The organism is Bradyrhizobium sp. HKCCYLRH3099 (genome assembly GCF_051167855.1).
GTDB lineage: Bacteria > Pseudomonadota > Alphaproteobacteria > Rhizobiales > Xanthobacteraceae > Bradyrhizobium.
The window spans coordinates 178753-196402 of record NZ_JBNPTW010000004.1 but is presented as its reverse complement, the minus strand read 5'-3'; the positions used below and the strand labels follow the sequence as shown (position 1 = coordinate 196402).

Genomic DNA, 17650 nt, shown 5'->3' with positions numbered 1-17650 from the left:
TTGGTGCCCTCGCTGTAAACCTGGCAAGGGCGGCTGCACGATATACAGAGCCCGGCCTTCAGAATGTCAGACCTTCCTTTGCGCTTGGCTCACCACCGAGGAATTCGACGATCAATGGCATCCCCTGAAATGCAAGATGGTTGTGTATTTGGAGGGCGACGGCAGCAGGCTGGCAATACACCTAGACCCGACGTTTCCGGGTAAGTGGCGAGAAGATCCATACTATTCGAGGATCAAACAGTGGTCGGCGTTCGCTGTCGACAACAGCGCGTCGGTCGTGGTTTACATAAGAAACCGCGCAATAGCCGTCTTTCCCAACAAAGACGTTGATCTCGGCGAGTTCGAACCGGAAGATCACATAATGGTCGGCGAGCTAGACGTTCCACTTGGTCGCGATTGGGGAGCCTTCATTCGCAAGGCTAAGGACATACCGGAAGATCAACGCGACAAGTGGATCAGTATGTCTCCAGCGCGATCATCGGTCACCTAGCATTGTCCGCCATGAGGCCAATCGCGCCATGAGCCGCAGCAGCTTGGCGATCGATTCGGCATTACGGTGACAGTGCACTAAATTTAAACTGGTAGTTCGAACGCCGTTGAGTTCGTGCACTGTAGTCCCCCCACCTCCCGCTCGTCATAGTGTGCCACTTCTGCGACATCGACCCCCGGGGAGCGGCTGAGACCGCCTCGTGTTATGCTAAACGCGATTCGGTAAAGCCCAGGAGCCGGATATGACCGACATCACCTCCGATAGAGTAGCTTTGCCGCACACCGTCGCCTTGCCGAGCCTCAAGGCCGCCGTAGGGCTGATCCTTTGCCTGACCGGCGGCCTGGTCGCTGTCGGCCAGCTGGCAGAACCGAACCGCTGCGAAGCGCCCGTTGGCCGATGGGCCGTGCAGCTCAAGCTCGACGGCTACTACTCAAACTGTCAATGCATGGAGCACTCGTTGGACCTCAGCGATGCCTGTAACTCCATGTACCTCCAGCCCGTTTAACGGACGGGGATAGCAGTCCCGGAGCCAAGTCCCTCTGAAGACAGGTGTGACGTGGGGATGTGGATCAGGTTTTCCCGGAGGACCTGTTCTATTGCGAGGGTGCCCTGCGATGGCTCCCCCTCCCGATTTCGGTGACAGTACACCAAAGCTGGCGGTCCGCCGCGTTGTATGCACAGTCACCGTTGTTACGAAACTTGGCATTCCGGTGCACTAAATCGAAATGCGATGTTCGCCCTCTGCGTTGAGTTTAGTGCACCGTAACTGTAACTCGTGATTGATACTCAAAGCCGCGAGTCCATTCGCATAGCTCCGCCTGCTAGCTAAGGTCAGCACTTGCCATGGCAGATATTTTTAAAAGCATTTTCGGCGATCCTGCTCAAATCAAGTCCATCTGCTTCGGCTTGGTGCTTGTTGGCCTAGCGGGCAATTTAGTGAATGTGTCCGGAGCGGCAGAGCGTCACAAGTTCCTAAAGAAGCTCCTTCTTTGGTTTCTTCTTCTGGTGGGCGTCGTCGGTGCCGTTCTCGGGAGATTCGCCGAGACTTGGGCGCAACCTAGATGGCTCTCGATCCATCAACAGGCGGAACTTCGTTCAATACTGGCCCCATTCGGAAAGAGAAACGCGTTTGTCTTAGCTTCGACGGCTGCGGGGCAGACTTCTGATATAGAACCATTCGCCACTCAAATGAAGCGCGTGCTGACCGATGCGGGCTGGACACTTACGGGATTAAGCGTTGATCCAAACGTACCGGCGAACGGCGTCGTTGTGAGTACGGCGGAGGAGTCCGAAAAACAGACGATCGCCGCAGTTGAGAGCCTCGTCAGAGCGCTAAATGAATTCGGTATATCTGCAACCATTGATCCACGGCCATTTTCGCCGAAAATCAACCGCGGGTTGATCCCACCCAGTCCAGACATCCAAATCTTGGTGGGTAGCAAGCCATAACGGGGATACGTTGACAGTGCACTAAACTCCGGCTCTAGCTCCGGACTTGGTTTTGTGCACTGTCATCGTAATTCCCAGGATTCGCTTAAGCCAGATGGCGGATTGTATATGGCTATCCAGCGGAGAGGGTTTCAACTCATCCATTGCAAGCGGCTCGGGGCGCAACTATCCTCGCAAAGATTGTGGGGGAGCTGGAATATGAGAGTTTTTTTCAGCCTGATTGCAGCCGTTTTGATTGGCCTGTTCTTCATTCCTAAGAGCCACGCCCAGAAAACATTCAGTGTTTGCCGAGGAAGCGACATTGCGGGCTGCGACATCAAACTGCCTGCAGGCGACTATTTTGTTGGTTGTAGTGATCCCAACATCGCGATTGAGAGTGTTTGCCCGGCCCGGCTTGGGGCGAGAACCGTTAAGCAGATTTCCAGCCGAGATGGCGGCCAGTGCGGCTACAACGTTTGGAGCGTGCAATGCAACCCCGAGATTGCGCCGGCGGCTGTATTGAATGTTTTAGGAATCAGCCTGTCGGCTCTTTTTGCTCTGGTAGGTGCCGCGGCCGGCTTTTGGGGTGCAAGAGTCTACTCAGTTAAAGGGCAGGAACTGTACTCGCCGTGGCAACGGATTGGGACTTGGGTAACAGGTATTACAGGCCTCTTAGGCCTGATCATTGCGGCAATCTCGATATATTTCAAGTTCAACAGTGCGTCGCCTAACTTTCAGAAGTTGGGCTTATTAGATTGGCTGATCCCGAGTGCCTACGCTAACGATGATCCATTGCCGGTCGTCACGATGATCAAGCTTTCGATCGGTGCCTTCGTTTTGGCTCTGATCGGCGCGGCCTTTCTGATGTCCTTAATCGCCCTCTTTAGGTTGGAAGACACCAAGGCTAATCAGGGACGCATAAAGTCGGCCGATAATATCGTAAAAATGTTTGGAGGCTTCTTGACCGGACTTGCGACAGCACTGCTCACTAAGATCTAGACTAAGCTTTGACTTGATTGTCCAACCGATGCTGGTCCTTTAGAAGCGATCAAGATTGCCGCAGCTGATTACCGGCACGATCAAGCAGCTTCGAATTGCGGTGACAGAATTACGGTGACAGTGCTGGACTGCCCCCCCCCTCAAGTGAGACACGATTATTTCAGTGACAGTGGGTGAAAGTCATCGCATCGTGTTTTGCTTGAACGCGGATTACGTTGACAGTGCACAAAACCACGCCGCTTCGGTCGCTATGTACGACATTTCTAGTCGCGCTCATCAGGGCGTCCGCGCGACGCCTCCTTGGCGCCATGCTGCCGCCGTGCAGCTCAACTAGCCCTGAGTGCGTCCATGAACGACCGAGCTGGGCCGCACCTCCCTCGCCTCGCTTGTGGACATGGAGGCAGGCTTGGCGAAGAACGAAGCAGCTCGGTTTGTGGTACGGCTCCTCCGCTCGCGCTTGCGCGACCACCGGACCGAACTGTCTCAGCTCCGCCGCCACATCCGCCCCGGCGACATCGTCTGCGACGTCGGCGCCAACAAGGGCAGCTTTCTGTACTGGCTGGCGCGATGGTCGGCGCCCGGACGGGTCATCGCGTTCGAGCCGCAGCCGGATCTCGCCGCGGGCCTGTCGCGGCTGTGCCGCCGGTTTGCGCTCGACAACGTGGTGATCGAGCCGCGGGCGGCCTATTCCTGCACCAGCCGCAAGACGCTGTTCGTGCCGGACGGCCATCAGCCCGGCGCCTCGCTGCTGCGGCCGGCCGAGACATCGACGGCGCTCGCGGTGCAGACGGTCGCGCTGGACGACTATCTCCCGCCCACCGGGCGCGTCGCGGCCATCAAGATCGATGTCGAGGGCGCCGAGCTGGACGTGCTGCGCGGCGCCATCCGCACCTTGCAGCGCTGCCGGCCGGTGATCGTCGTGGAATGCGACCGGCGGCTTGCCACGCTGGACCGTGTCCAGCAGACGTTTTCGATGCTTGCGAGCCTCGGCTATCGCGGCGCCTTCGTGAACAAGGGTCGGCTGCGTCCGCTCTCGACCTTCGATCCCGACATTCACCAGCGCGCCGAGGGCGAGTGGTTCTGGAAACGGAAGGACTATTGCAACAACTTCGTGTTCCGGAGCCGGGAGGCGCGAACCTCTTGACGTCAGCATTCTCAGCGGTCGTCCTGGTTATCGTGAGGCCTGAACGAACGCGATCTTGCGCCGAATTCATTCGCAACTTTGCTCATCATCGAGGCTTGCCCCCGCGATAGGGCGGAACAACAATTCAATGTAGTCCGGTCGAGGTCCCACCGTTGATGTCTTGTCGATTGCTCCTTGCAGTTTTTTTCATATCGATTGTTGCAGCGCCTGCGCAGGCCAAGATTTGCGCAACCTACCCGGTCGGACCTCAGCGCCTCGATTGTCTACAGGCCGTCAATTCGAGCCCCAAGAGAGCCGCCAAACTCGAAAGATGCAAAGCGGAAGGCAGGCGAATGGGTCTCTCGGTGAATGTCAAGGGAGGCATGGGTCCCTACGTGTCGGCCTGCATGGCCCGCTAGAGACCTCGCCAGCGCCATTCGCGGCAGACGTTCTGAACTCAATCCGATGCAACGAGACGGGGGCGGTCCGGTCGCATGCGATCGCCGCGTCCCCCGCCGTCCTGAACGCCCGCGATCTCAGGCAGCCGTCGTCGGCAACGCGGAGGCTGCTGGCAGCCCGTGCGGAGGCCGGGCTGACAATTGTGGAAAATTGGGTGGATTGCGGAAAGCGCGCGGTCCGCCCCTCCGGCAGCCGTGACGGCGCAGGATGGCGGCGTGCCGCGAACCGGGGCCTGAGGCCCTTGCTCGGGCGCTCGTCGTCCGGGATGGCGGCCGGTGAAACCATTTCCGCGGCCCGACGACAACGTCCTGAAACAGACCTCGGGCACTCTGCATGGCATCAGATTGACCGATGGGGCTGACCGATGTCCACGCTGCTGACCTTCATTTTCGAATCCTATTGCCTGAGCTGCCGGGCGATGTTCCCGGAGCTCGATGCCGATCGTCCGACCCTTGTGGAGTGATCGATCGGCCGTGGCCGGTTGGCGTGAGGGCGAGGCGATGATGGCAACGTCCGTCGCCCGCAGCATTAAGCTTTCCCGTTCAGCTTAACGGCGGCTTCCGTTTGACGGCCTGCTCTCCATCCGCCACCTCGTGGGGCGATGGAGCTCCGACATGTTTGAATTAGGTGTTTTGACCGCAATCTGTTTCATCGCCGCCGTCACGCTCGCGACCATTTACCAGCGCCGCCAGGACGTTCTCTACGGGCCTTACATCGAGGATCGATCGTTGCGCCGGACACCGCGAAAGAACGGCACCGAGGCGCCGTCGTCCTGACAGGCAACGGACTCCTCCGCTAGAAAGAAGGTCTACGGTCGCAGTTTTTTGCGCGCGTTTCTTTCTACGTCGTCATGGCCGGGCTTGTCCCGGCCATCCACGTCGCCCGACATACTGGGAGAGACGTGGATGCCCGGGACAAGCCCGGGCATGACGGAGCAACACATCGGCGGGATCGCTCGCCGATCCGGCAGCGCATCCAGATGCGATCGCCCCCTCCCCGGAAAGGTGAGACCGAAATCTCGGCGTCTGCCGCTGTCATCATCGGATCGTGGATGCGCTTCGGCTGAATCGCATCGTGCGTTAGACCAAGCCCCGGCTCCCGCCGTCATTGATCAGCGCATCGAGCCGGTCGGGGCTGACCTTCTGGCCGCCGGGCGTCTGGATGCTGACGCAGGCCGCGCCGAGGCGCAGGTAGACGTTGGCGGTCAGCAGCGCGTCCTGCGCGCTGCGGCAGCGGATCGTGGCGATCGCGCTTTCGCTCTCGGCCCTGACGGTGAAGGACGCGGCAGCCATGGAAAAATGAGCCCGTTTGCATGCGACGGCGGAATCCGCTCGGACTCTATGCAGCGGGGTGTCTACTGCTCATTGAGGTGGATCAAACCGCCCCGCCCTCGCGAGGCCGACGCATCGGCGATCGTATCTTGGGGCTGGTCTGTTCCCCGGCGACGGCCTGGCGTTTCCACCCTGGGCGGCCGAAGCCGCTTCGGCGCGGCGGAGGCCCGGCCATCCACGTCCTGCGGCTCGCGCAGCCGCCGGGGAGCGTTTCCAGTTCGCCCCCGCTGTCATCGTCCGCGAAAGCGGACGATCCAGTACGCCGTGACATCTCGGTTCAATTTCGTCTGCCACGGCGTACTGGATGCCCCGCTTTCGCGGAGCATGACGGCGGTGGAGACGGCGAGAGCTCGACCGCGATTCCGGTCTCACCCTCACCTGGAGGGGCTGCCGAGCCGCCCTGCCCTCCTCAGCCCCTGTTCAGCGACAGGCTGATGCGGGTGACGAGGCCGTCCCAGTCGCGCTCCCAGGCGCGGGGATAGTTGATCAGGACGCAGTGCACGTAGCCGCCGGTGAAATTGCAGCGGTTGTACCAGACATAGTCGCCCTTGTAGCTCGACACCGCGAAGAAGCGCGAGGTCACGCGCTTGTACTGGATGTTCGGCGGCGGGTTCTTCCTGGCCAGGAAGCGCGCCGGCGAGTCGCCCTGGTCATTGGCGGCGGACTGCACGGTGAGATTGGCGCGACCGTCGGCGGTCTGGAAGCGCTGGCCATAGCCGTCGGGACGCCCGGCGATCTCGCTGAAGACCGAAGCGGGAATGTCGACCGACGTACCGGTCTCCGGAATCCGGTAGGTGGTCCAGCGCACCGGCTCGGCCTGCGCGGCGGCGGTGCAGCAGCCGAGGCTCGCGGCCAGCGCGAAAGCCTTGATCATTGAAGTCATGTGTCTCGTCCCGAACGGCGTGGAAAGCGGCCACGCTAGACCGGCTTCGCGGCCCCGCAAAGGCCGTGCGTCGGAAACGCCGGCAACAGCGGGAAGTTCACAGCTTGACGCGGCGTCCGCACGCCTGCCGCGGCGCCGTCGCGGGCCCGGTCCACGCCGGACGGGATCGTGCGCCCGACGGGCGACTCAAGGCGCGACGACACCAGCGGGCCTCGTCCCACCGCGCCGCGGACCACCGCCATCCGCCTGCGCGCGAAAACTGATTTCGTAAACGTCCTCAACGTGATTTGGGCTGTCCAGATCGTGCGGCGAAAAGATTCCTGTTTCGTTTTTCTCGAATTCGTGTTCAATACCCCTGTCCCGCCTCGCGAGAGGGGCGCATCGCGATCGTCACGAGCGTGGAGTGCGGGATGCGGTGGGCGTCGTGGGTTGCAGCATGCTGGTCATGCGGACGAACAATCCTGCGGCGCACGGTCAAGTCGCGCGGTCCTGACATCCCGATGCTGATGTCCGCGCAATGCGCTTAACGCGTGTTGTCGCCATGGTGGCCAGAAAGCCCGGCGCACCAGGGAGAACGCGAAGCAGCCGTTCAAACCATCGCGCAGGGAAGGCTGGGATTTGTCCGGCTGCACCTGTGGTTCCTGCCCCGTGCACTCTTTTCCGCACGGGGGCCGCGGGTGTCAGTGGACGCCCGGCCTTCCCTGCGCCCTCTCCTCACCGGGACGGGCCAAACGACCGCCAAGACTCGGGCATCCGTGCCGCGAGAACGCCGCCGGTCGTCCGGCAGCCACCTGCCCTGCCCGCGCCTCACCTGGGCGCGCGGCGCGACGCCAGCGGGATACGACCTCGATGATTATGCGGCTGTTGTTTGATGAGCACATCTCCGACGAGAAATTCCGGACCGCCCTTCGCGGCCATCGTTCAGATGATACCGATCATGCTAGCCTCAGCGGGCGCCGTGTTGACGGGTTCGCCACAAAGGTTAACGTCCTGCCACAATGTGGCCGGGGGCAAGACCCGGCCGCTCTATACTTGAGCTACTCCTGCAACCGACTGTTGCCTTGCCGTCGAACCATGCCTGCCAGGGGTCCGCGAGCTCACAGCGCTTGGCGCGAACATGCGTTTCTCCCGGGAATTAAGCTTAAAAACGTGCGGCCGAGCGGTTCGCAACCTGGCAACTTCATTCGGCAGCCCGGGCGTGCAACAATACTGGGCACAACTCATATCAACCTGAGATTTATTTTACTGACCATTTACTTTCCTCAACTTCGCCCCAAATTTTGCACGATGCTGGGTTCCACTTTCATAATTAGAACTCTTCTGGGACCCCACAAAATGACCATCCCCGGAACGGGATCTAATCACTCGCCATACTTTCGTAGCTCACACTCCGTCTTCGTTTCGCGTACAGAGGTCCACCAATGACAACACTCACAAAAACCCTGCCGACCCATCTCGAAGAGACACGTATCGACACCGAGAAGCTGCGCACCATCCTGATGCTCTGCGGCGCCACCGCATTCGGCTTCATTCTTCACGCCACCTACGGTCTCGATCTCAGCTACGCCTTCTTCTGATTTGATCGGCCCTCCGGCCTCGCCCGGCGGGCTCTTCATTGCCGGACGCAAGCGTGCGTCCTCCGGGCTCGCGGGGTTCATTGATACCGCCCCGCGCGTCGCCTTCCGCGCAGCGAGACGCGTCTCGTCGAAAATGTGCCAGAGGCCGCACAGCAGGGGTCTGATCGCGTTTTGCACAGCCCGGCCGCGCTCCTCCCACAATTCCGCCGTGACAGTTCGGCACGCTGCTGGTGTCGTGAGTCAGGGTTGCTTGAGGACGAGTAGCGTCATGCGTTCGCCAGTGTATGATCTCTATCAGATGAAGCAGGATCGCTTGCCGAAGGGCGCGCGGTCGGCGTGGCTGAGGACGCGGCCCAACGAGCCGCCGCCGGCGGCCGAAGACTGGGTGTTCGTTGGCAAGGAGCGGCATCCGAGCCGCTGGACCATCGCCGAGATGGACGAAAAAGGCACCAGCTATCGCGAGATTCCGATCTGGCTGTCGAGCCGGCGCAGCATGATGGCCAGCCAGACCGCCGACGCCGGCGCACAGTCGCCGGCGGCCTGAGTTGTTGTGAGGATGCGAGCGGTCCGCATGTCGGACCGCTGACGCATCAGGCGAGACGGCCGCCGTAATAGTCGTCGACCTTGCGGCCGGTGGCGACATCGCCCCAATTCCATTCGCGCTCGTCCGCGTATTTGGGCGCGCCGCGCAGCTGGTCCTCGGTGACGCCGGTGACGTAGCCGCCCAGCCGCGTATCGTATTTCAGTGATTGCCACGGCAGCGGATAGTGATCGTTGCCCAGTCCGAGAAAGCCGCCGAAGCCGAGCACGACGTAGGACACGCGGCCGCTGAGCTTGTCGATCATGACGCGCTCGATCGTGCCGATCTTGGTGTCATCGGCGCCATAGACGGCGGTGCCCTCGACCTTGTCGCTGCCGATCAGATTGCCATATTCGCTGGCATCGAGCATCGGATCCATGTGAGCCTCCTGTACGAGATTAGTAGAGTTAACGGGAATCAACGCCGGCCCGCGGCCGGCCGTTCCTGCGGCAGCTCGCCATCCGGATGCCGCGTCGCCTCGTGCGAGGGCGCATCCGGCGATGTTGTCTGATGCGCGGTCTGCGCGCGCTCCTTGTCCGCCGGCTGCTCCTCGCCGCGTCCGGTCCGAACGATTCCCTGATCATGCTGCGCCATTGCGCGTCTCCTTCGATTGCTGTTCCCCGGAACGACGCCGCCCGCGCCGGTTGGTTCCCGCCTGAGCCAAGGCGCCGCAGATCACGCCGCTGTGGGCACGCCCGAACGAAACGTTGGCGATGGTCCGCCGTTGACGACGGCCCAACAGGAGACCCCGCATGGCAGACGATCGCACCACATCGATGTCCCGCCGCCAGATGGTCGGAGGCACCGCAACGCTTGCGGCTGCATCGCTGACTTCGGCAACCGCGAAAGGACGTGAAACGATGGCCGCGACTTCCACCGAGACCGAACAGCTCGTCGACCCCACCGACAAATATCCGAAACCACCGTTCGAGAAGCAGTCCCAGCCCTGGCCCGGCCTTGCCAGCAAGATGACTCCCAAGCCCGACCACGGCGAGACCAGCTACAAGGGCTCCGGCCGCCTCGCCGGCCGCAAGGCGCTGATCACCGGCGGGGACTCCGGCATGGGGCGCGCAGCGGCGATCGCCTATGCGCGCGAAGGCGCCGATGTCGCGATCAACTATTATCCGACGGAAGAACCTGACGCCCAGGAGGTCATCGCTCTGATCAAGGCCGAGGGCCGCAAGGCGGTGGCCATTGCCGGCGACCTCCGCGACGAACGATTCTGCGAGCAGCTCGTGCAGCGCGCCGTCGAGGGCCTCGGCGGCCTCGACATCATCGTCAACAACGCCGCCCGCCAGCAGGCCCGCCAATCGATCATGGACGTCTCGTCGGAGGATTTCGACGCCACCATGAAGACCAACATCTACGCCCCGTTCTGGATCATCAAGGCCGCCCTGCCCCACCTCAAGCCGGGCTCAGTCATCATCGGCACGTCTTCGGAACAGGCCTACGATCCCTCCCCGGACCTCTACGACTACGCGCAAACCAAGGCCGCGACTATGAATTACGTGAAGTCGCTCGCCAAGCAGCTCGGGCCCAAGGGCATCCGCGTCAACGCGGTCGCTCCGGGACCGATCTGGACGCCACTGCAGGTGTCGGGCGGCGCGAGCATGGAGAAGCTCGAGAAGTTCGGCGGCCAGACGCCGCTCGGCCGTCCAGGCCAGCCAGCGGAACTGGGCTCGATCTACGTGCAACTGGCGGCGGCCGATGCGAGCTACGCCAACGGACAGGTCTACGGCTCGTCCGGGGGGGCCGGTCAGCCGTGAGGCTGCGCTCAGATCCGGGTGACCGGCTGCGGAAGCGAGTAGGCTTCCGTATGCACCTGGCGGATCGTCGTGAATGCGGCGACCGCCGAGGCGACGCTAAAGGCGGTCAGCAGCGCAATGAGAACGGTACGGGGGGTCATCGGACGCTCCTCCATTCGGGTCCATTGCAAAGGGGTTCAGGGATTCATCGATCGCGCCGCCCAACCGCGCCCCGCTCGATCGGGGCGATTTCGCCGTCGAGCCAATCCTGCTGGAGCGCAAGCGCACTCCAGCCCTGGGCCATGCGCCGGAACCGGCGATAGGCGGGCTCTCCCTGCGCGTGCTCCGCAAGCTGGAGACAATTATCGGCGTTCTCTCGGAAAAGATCTGATTCCTTCATATAAATGAGTTGGTCACCACCGCTCTCCGCTGCAACCGCCTTACGTGAGTTTAATGTCCCGCCAGTTCCACCGGAACTAACGACCGCAGCACCGACATCACCAGCTACGCCCATCACTCCAGTGCACATCCACTCTCCAACCATTTGCGCAAAAGACATTGGAACGTTTCGCTCGCAATGAAGTTGAGCCGCTTGTCCCGGTGAAGGCAGGTTCCATTTGCCCGCGAAACCGGCGTCGAACTTGATTTGAGGAATGGCCACGGCTTCTATGCCGGGGTGGGCGAGACTCAGACGAGCACGCTGTCCAACGGCATGCTGCGGGGGAACTGATGAGCGATGTTGAAGCTGGTGCTGGTCCGATGCCAATGCGTCAAGGTTTGGGCCATCACGGCAACGGCGCCGGGCCGGCTGATGCCAGCCAGGACCTACTCCGCGCATTACAGGCCATGCGCTCCGGCGATTTTTCGGTCCGCATGAGCGGCGACTATCTCGGCATCGACGGCAAGATCGCCGATACGTTCAACGAGATCATCGCCGCCAACGAGCGCATGGCGCAGCAGCTCGAACGTGTCGGTCAGGTCGTTGGACGCGAAGGAAAGACGCGCCAGCGCGTGCGGTTCGGGATCGCCAGCGGCTCATGGGCCGACATGGAGAGCTCCATCAACACGCTGATCGATGACCTGCTGTGGCCGACGCGCGAGGTAACTCGCGCCGTCGCAGCCGTGGCGCAAGGCGATCTGCTGCAGACCGTGAAGCTCGATGTCGACGGCCGCCCGCTGGGCGGCGAGTTCCTGCAATCGGCGACCATCGTGAACACGATGATCAAGCAGCTCAGCGTCTTCACCTCGGAAGTCACCCGCGTCGCGCGCGAGGTCGGCACCGAGGGCAAGCTGGGCGGTCAGGCCCAGGTTCCCGAAGTGACGGGCGTCTGGAAGGACCTGACCGAGAGCGTCAACTCGATGGCCAACAACCTCACCGGCCAGGTCCGCAACATCGCCGAGGTCACGATCGCGGTGGCGAACGGAGACCTCTCCAAGAAGATCACCGTCGACGTTCGGGGTGAGATCCTGCAGCTGAAGGAAGCCATCAACACGATGGTCGATCAGCTGCGTTCCTTCGCCTCCGAAGTGACGCGCGTCGCGCGCGAGGTCGGCACTGACGGCAAGCTCGGCGGCCAGGCCATCGTTCCGGGCGTCGCCGGCACCTGGAAGGACCTCACTGACTCCGTCAACGCGATGTGCGGCAATCTCACCGCGCAGGTCCGCAACATCGCCAACGTCACGACGGCGGTAGCGCGCGGCGATCTCTCGCGCAAGATCACCGTCGACGTCCGCGGCGAGATCCTGGAGCTGAAGGACACCATCAACACGATGGTCGATCAGCTCAACGCCTTCGCCTCGGAAGTGACGCGCGTGGCGCGCGAGGTCGGCACCGAGGGCAAGCTCGGCGGCCAGGCTCAGGTGCCCGGCGTCGCCGGCACCTGGAAGGACCTGACCGACAACGTCAACTTCATGGCGTCGAACCTGACGGCGCAGGTGCGCAACATCGCCGACGTCGCCACCGCCATTGCCAGCGGCGACCTGTCGAAGAAGATCACGGTCAACGTCTCCGGCGAGATCCTTCAGCTGAAGGAGACGCTAAACACCATGGTCGACCAGCTCAACGCCTTTGCCGGAGAGGTGACGCGCGTGGCCCGCGAGGTCGGCACCGAAGGCCGCCTCGGCGGCCAGGCCAACGTGCTCGGCGTCGCCGGCACCTGGAAGGATCTGACCGAGAGCGTCAACTCGATGGCGTCGAACCTGACGGCGCAGGTCCGCAACATCGCCGAGGTGACGACGGCGGTGGCCAACGGCGATCTGTCGAAGAAGATCACCGTCGACGTGCGCGGCGAGATTCTCGAGCTCAAGGATACCATCAATACGATGGTCGATCAGCTCAACGCCTTCGCCGGCGAAGTGACCCGCGTCGCGCGCGAGGTCGGCACCGAAGGCAAGCTCGGCGGCCAGGCGATGGTGCGCGGCGTCGCCGGCACCTGGAAGGATCTGACCGACAGCGTCAACTCGATGGCGTCGAACCTGACCGGCCAGGTCCGCAACATCGCCGAGGTGGCGACCGCCGTAGCCAAGGGCGACCTGTCGAAGAAGATTACGGTGAACGTGTCAGGCGAAATCCTTCAGTTGAAGGAAACGCTGAACACGATGGTCGATCAGCTCAACGCCTTCGCCGGCGAGGTGACGCGCGTCGCGCGTGAGGTCGGCACCGACGGCAAGCTCGGCGGCCAGGCCGAGGTGCCCGGCGTCGCCGGCACCTGGAAGGACCTGACCGACAGCGTCAACTCGATGGCCGGCAATCTGACCGCTCAGGTCCGCAACATCGCCGAGGTCGCGACCGCGATCGCCGGCGGCGACCTGTCGCGCAAGATCACGGTCGACGTGCGCGGCGAGATCCTGAGTCTGAAGGAAACGTTGAACACGATGGTCGATCAGCTCAACCGCTTCGCGGGCGAGGTGACGCGCGTCGCGCGTGAGGTCGGCACCGAGGGGCGGCTCGGCGGTCAGGCGAACGTGCCGGGCGTCGCCGGCACCTGGAAGGACCTGACCGACAGCGTCAACTCGATGGCCGGCAATCTGACCGCTCAGGTCCGCAACATCGCCGAAGTGACCACCGCCGTGGCGCGCGGCGATCTCTCGCGCAAGATCACCGTCGACGTGAAGGGCGAAATCCTCGAGCTGAAGAACACCATCAACACGATGGTCGATCAGTTGAACGCCTTCGCCTCCGAGGTGACGCGCGTCGCGCGCGAGGTCGGCACCGAAGGCAAGCTCGGCGGCCAGGCAGAAGTGCCCGAAGTCGCCGGCACCTGGAAGGATCTCACCGACAGCGTCAACTTCATGGCCTCGAACCTGACGGCGCAGGTTCGCAACATCGCCGAAGTCGCGACCGCGATTGCCGGCGGTGACCTGTCGAAGAAGATCACGGTCGACGTGCGCGGCGAGATCCTGCTGCTCAAGGACACGTTGAACACGATGGTCGAGCAGCTTCGCTCGTTCGCGGCCGAAGTCACGCGCGTCGCGCGCGAGGTCGGCACCGAGGGACGGCTCGGCGGCCAGGCCGTCGTGCCCGGCGTCGGCGGCACCTGGAAGGACCTCACCGACAACGTCAACCTGCTCGCGGCGAACCTCACGACGCAAGTCCGCAACATCGCCGAGGTCACGACCGCCGTGGCGCGCGGCGACCTCTCGCGCAAGATCACCGTCGACGTAAAGGGCGAGATTCTCGAGCTGAAGAACACCATCAACACCATGGTCGATCAGCTCAACGCCTTCGCCGGCGAAGTGACGCGCGTGGCGCGCGAGGTCGGCACCGAAGGCAAGCTCGGTGGCCAGGCGCAGGTGCCGGGCGTCGCCGGCACCTGGAAGGACCTCACCGACACCGTGAATTTCATGGCAGCCAATCTGACCGAACAGGTGCGCGGCATCGTCAAGGTCGTCACCGCCGTCGCGAATGGCGACCTCAAACAGAATCTGACCGTGAAGTCGAAGGGCGAGGTCGCCGCGCTTGCCGAAACCATCAACAACATGACGGAGACGCTCGCAACCTTCGCCGATCAGGTCACCAGCGTGGCCCGCGAGGTCGGCGTCGAGGGCCGCCTCGGCGGCCAGGCCAACGTGCCCGGGGCCGCCGGCACCTGGAAGGACCTGACCGGCAACGTCAACCTGCTAGCGGCCAACCTGACGTCGCAGGTCCGCGCCATTGCCGAGGTCGCGACCGCGGTGACCAAGGGCGACCTCACCCGCTCCATTCAGGTCGATGCGCGCGGCGAGGTCGCCGAGCTCAAAGACAACATCAATACGATGATCACCAATCTGAGGCTCACCACCGACCTCAATACCGAGCAGGACTGGCTGAAGACCAACCTCGCCAAGTTCACCAACATGCTGCAAGGCCAGCGCGACCTGACCACGGTCGGACGGCTGCTGCTGACGGAGCTGACGCCGTTGGTGAATGCGCATCGCGGCGTGATCTACCAGGTCGAGACCGAGCCCGGGCCGCAACTGCGACTGCTCGCCTCCTATGCCGACGACGGCGTCTTTCCGCATCGCCAGCACGTCCAGTTCGGCGAAGGATTGATCGGGCAATGCGGCATCGACAAGCGCCAGCGTCTGGTCTCCGAAATTCCATCCGACGTGATTCCGGTCGGTTCCGCCCTGCTCCGGGCCATTCCAAAGAACCTCGTCGTCCTGCCGGTGTTGTTCGAAAACCAGGTCAAGGCGGTGATCGAACTGGCGTCGCTCAGCCCGTTCACGACCTCGCAAATGACATTCCTCGAACAGCTCACCGACTCGATCGGCATCGTCCTCAACTCGATCGAGGCCACGATGCAGACCGAAGGCCTCTTGAAGCAGTCCCAGCAGCTCGCCGCCGAGCTTCAGGCCCAGCAGCGCGAGCTGCAGCAGACCAACGAGCAGCTCGAGCAGAAGGCTCAGCAGCTCGCCGAGCGCAACGTCGAGGTCGAACGCAAGAACCAGGAGATCGAGCAGGCGCGGCGTGCTCTTGAAGAGAAGGCGACCGAGCTCGCGCTGACCTCGAAGTACAAGTCCGAGTTCCTCGCCAACATGTCGCACGAGCTGCGGACGCCGCTGAACAGCATCCTGATCCTCGGCCAGCAGCTCACCGAGAATCCGGACGGCAATCTGACCGTGAAGCAGGTCGAATTCGCCCGCACCATTCACGGCGCCGGCACCGACCTGCTCAACCTGATCAGCGACATCCTCGATCTCTCCAAGATCGAGTCCGGCACCGTGACGGTCGATGCCGAGGAGATCCTCACCGCCAATCTGCTGGAGACCGTCGGCAGACCGTTCCGGCACGAGGCGGACAACCGCCTGCTGGCGTTCAACATCGATGTCGATCCGAACCTCGCGCGCAGCATCGTCACCGACTCGAAGCGCCTGCAGCAGGTGTTGAAGAACCTGCTCTCGAACGCATTCAAGTTCACCGCCGAAGGCGGCGTGCGCCTGAAGGTTTCCGCAGCCCTGGGCGGATGGAGCAGCGAACACCCCGTGCTCAACAACGCGCCGGCGGTGATCGCCTTCGAAGTCTCAGATACCGGTATCGGGATTCCGCAGGACAAGCAGAAGCTCATCTTCGAGGCGTTCCAGCAGGCAGACGCCGGTACGAGCCGAAAATACGGCGGGACAGGTCTTGGACTCGCGATCAGCCGCGAACTCGCCAACCTGCTGGGTGGCGAGATCCATCTCAAGAGCGCGCCTGGAAAGGGCAGCACCTTCACGCTGTATCTGCCGCTCAAATATTCCGGACCGGCGACCGCGCCGCGCACCAGCGCGCCCTCGCCCATTCCCTACGTTTCGACGCCGTCCTTGCAGCAGGCGGCCGTTCCGGAGCGGGTCATCGAGGCGCCACCTGATGATCGTCTCCATCTCGAACCCGGCGACACGATCCTGCTGGTGGTCGAGGACGATCCGCACTACGCGCGGGTGCTGATCGATCTCGCGCGTGACAAGGGCTTCAAGGTGCTGGTCGCCAGCCGCGGCGCCGAAGCGCTCGATCTCGCCAAGCAATATCAGCCTGCCGCGATCTCGCTCGACGTCTTCCTGCCGGACATGCTGGGCTGGACCGTCCTGAGCCAGCTCAAGCACAATCCGCTGACGCGGCACATTCCCGTCCAGATCATCACGCTCGATGAGGATCGCCAGCACGCGCTCGCCCGCGGGGCGTTCTCCTTCGTCAGCAAGCCGACGACCACGGAGGGCGTCAGCGCCGCCCTGTCCCAGATCAAGGAATATGCGAAGCCGCGACGCAAGCGGCTCCTGATCGTGGAGGACAATGCCGCGGAGCAGCTGAGCATCCGGGAATTGCTCGGCCATGACGACATCGAAATCGTGGCCGCCGCGACCGGCGCCTCGGCGCTCGAAACACTGCGCAGCGCGCCCTGCGACTGTGTCGTCCTCGACCTGCGCCTGCCGGACATGAGCGGCTTCGACGTGCTCGATCAGTTGCGCTCCGACGAGCAATTGTCGAGCGTTCCCGTGGTCGTCTTCACAGGCCGTGAGTTGTCGGCCGAGGAGGATGCGGAACTTCACACCATGGCACGGAGCATCGTCGTCAAGGGCGTGGAGTCGCCGGAACGGCTGCTCGATGAGACCTCATTGTTCCTGCATCGGGTGATCACGGAACTGCCGCTCGAGAAGCAGCGCATGCTGGAGAAGTTGAACAGTTCCGATGAGGATCTCATCAACAAGACCGTGCTGCTCGTCGATGACGATGCCCGCAACATCTTCGCGCTCTCCAGCGTGCTGGAACGACGCGGCATGAAGGTGCTCACGGCGACGACCGGCAGCGAAGCGATCGAACTCGTGCAGAGCAATCCGGAGATCGCGATCGTCCTCATGGACATCATGATGCCGCAGATGGATGGTTACCAGACGATCGGCGTGATCAGGCAGAACCCTGCCTTCGTCCGGCTCCCCATCATCGCGTTGACCGCGAAAGCCATGAAGGGAGACCGCGAAAAGTGCCTCGAGGCTGGCGCCTCCGACTATCTGGCAAAACCCGTCAACACCGAGCAGCTGCTTCTTGCGATCCGCATGTGGCTGCACCGCTGAACGGCTGAT

General features: G+C 62.7%; 17 protein-coding genes. 10 read left to right on the top strand and 7 right to left on the bottom strand.

Features of this window, described 5'->3' with window-relative positions; all coding sequences use genetic code 11:
- Window positions 1-136: 136 nt before the first annotated feature.
- The 6 genes from ACQR1Y_RS11585 (at window position 137) to ACQR1Y_RS11560 (ending at window position 5275) form a co-directional block, all read left to right on the top strand.
- Window positions 137-490 carry a hypothetical protein gene (locus tag ACQR1Y_RS11585; RefSeq protein WP_434877287.1) on the top strand — a complete coding sequence of 118 codons (354 nt, stop codon included), beginning with the start codon at window positions 137-139 and terminating at the stop codon, window positions 488-490.
- A 241-nt stretch (window positions 491-731) separates the two neighbouring features.
- A complete protein-coding gene (locus ACQR1Y_RS11580) occupies window positions 732-995 on the top strand; it encodes a hypothetical protein (protein ID WP_434877286.1) in 264 nt (87 codons plus the stop codon).
- 338 nt (window positions 996-1333) lie between these two features.
- Window positions 1334-1939, top strand: a complete 606-nt coding sequence (locus tag ACQR1Y_RS11575; protein ID WP_434877285.1) for a hypothetical protein — start codon at window positions 1334-1336, stop codon at window positions 1937-1939.
- Window positions 1940-2137: 198 nt separating this feature from the next.
- On the top strand, window positions 2138-2917 hold the full coding sequence (locus ACQR1Y_RS11570; RefSeq protein ID WP_434877284.1) for a hypothetical protein: 780 nt from the start codon (window positions 2138-2140) through the stop codon (window positions 2915-2917).
- Between the two features lie 406 nt (window positions 2918-3323).
- Window positions 3324-4061: an FkbM family methyltransferase gene (locus ACQR1Y_RS11565; protein ID WP_434877283.1), complete on the top strand. Its 738-nt coding sequence runs from the start codon at window positions 3324-3326 to the stop codon at window positions 4059-4061.
- A gap of 1052 nt (window positions 4062-5113) precedes the next feature.
- Window positions 5114-5275: a hypothetical protein gene (locus ACQR1Y_RS11560; RefSeq protein WP_434877282.1), complete on the top strand. Its 162-nt coding sequence runs from the start codon at window positions 5114-5116 to the stop codon at window positions 5273-5275.
- Window positions 5276-5578: 303 nt separating this feature from the next.
- Here ACQR1Y_RS11560 and ACQR1Y_RS11555 read toward each other — a convergent pair whose 3' ends face one another.
- The 3 genes from ACQR1Y_RS11555 to ACQR1Y_RS11545 form a co-directional block, all read right to left on the bottom strand.
- Window positions 5579-5791 (bottom strand): hypothetical protein, encoded by a 213-nt coding sequence (locus ACQR1Y_RS11555; RefSeq protein WP_434858950.1) that lies wholly within the window; start codon window positions 5789-5791, stop codon window positions 5579-5581.
- Window positions 5792-6239: 448 nt separating this feature from the next.
- Complete coding sequence (locus tag ACQR1Y_RS11550) at window positions 6240-6713, bottom strand: hypothetical protein (RefSeq protein WP_434877281.1); 474 nt, start codon at window positions 6711-6713, stop codon at window positions 6240-6242.
- 35 nt (window positions 6714-6748) lie between these two features.
- The gene (locus tag ACQR1Y_RS11545) at window positions 6749-7063 is read right to left on the bottom strand and encodes a hypothetical protein (protein ID WP_434877280.1); all 315 of its coding nucleotides are present in this window, start codon (window positions 7061-7063) and stop codon (window positions 6749-6751) included.
- A gap of 1071 nt (window positions 7064-8134) precedes the next feature.
- On the opposite strand from ACQR1Y_RS11545, the gene ACQR1Y_RS11540 reads away from it, so the two are divergent.
- Both ACQR1Y_RS11540 and ACQR1Y_RS11535 read left to right on the top strand, forming a co-directional pair.
- Window positions 8135-8290: a hypothetical protein gene (locus tag ACQR1Y_RS11540; RefSeq protein ID WP_434858952.1), complete on the top strand. Its 156-nt coding sequence runs from the start codon at window positions 8135-8137 to the stop codon at window positions 8288-8290.
- Window positions 8291-8558: 268 nt separating this feature from the next.
- Window positions 8559-8834, top strand: coding sequence for a hypothetical protein (locus ACQR1Y_RS11535; protein WP_434877279.1), 276 nt, complete (start codon window positions 8559-8561; stop codon window positions 8832-8834).
- A gap of 46 nt (window positions 8835-8880) precedes the next feature.
- Here the strand turns inward: ACQR1Y_RS11535 and ACQR1Y_RS11530 are convergent, their stop codons facing one another.
- Both ACQR1Y_RS11530 and ACQR1Y_RS11525 read right to left on the bottom strand, forming a co-directional pair.
- The gene (locus ACQR1Y_RS11530; protein WP_434877278.1) at window positions 8881-9249 is read right to left on the bottom strand and encodes a PRC-barrel domain-containing protein; all 369 of its coding nucleotides are present in this window, start codon (window positions 9247-9249) and stop codon (window positions 8881-8883) included.
- A 38-nt stretch (window positions 9250-9287) separates the two neighbouring features.
- A complete protein-coding gene (locus tag ACQR1Y_RS11525) occupies window positions 9288-9464 on the bottom strand; it encodes a hypothetical protein (protein WP_434858955.1) in 177 nt (58 codons plus the stop codon).
- A 158-nt stretch (window positions 9465-9622) separates the two neighbouring features.
- Here ACQR1Y_RS11525 and ACQR1Y_RS11520 point away from each other — a divergent pair, with 158 nt between their 5' ends.
- Complete coding sequence (locus ACQR1Y_RS11520; protein WP_434877277.1) at window positions 9623-10636, top strand: SDR family oxidoreductase; 1014 nt, start codon at window positions 9623-9625, stop codon at window positions 10634-10636.
- Between the two features lie 8 nt (window positions 10637-10644).
- Here the strand turns inward: ACQR1Y_RS11520 and ACQR1Y_RS11515 are convergent, their stop codons facing one another.
- A complete protein-coding gene (locus ACQR1Y_RS11515) occupies window positions 10645-10776 on the bottom strand; it encodes a hypothetical protein (protein ID WP_277996588.1) in 132 nt (43 codons plus the stop codon).
- A 44-nt stretch (window positions 10777-10820) separates the two neighbouring features.
- Window positions 10821-11276: a hypothetical protein gene (locus ACQR1Y_RS11510; protein WP_434877276.1), complete on the bottom strand. Its 456-nt coding sequence runs from the start codon at window positions 11274-11276 to the stop codon at window positions 10821-10823.
- 104 nt (window positions 11277-11380) lie between these two features.
- Between ACQR1Y_RS11510 and ACQR1Y_RS11505 the strand changes: the two genes are divergently transcribed.
- A complete protein-coding gene (locus tag ACQR1Y_RS11505) occupies window positions 11381-17641 on the top strand; it encodes a HAMP domain-containing protein (protein ID WP_434877275.1) in 6261 nt (2086 codons plus the stop codon).
- Window positions 17642-17650: the final 9 nt, after the last annotated feature.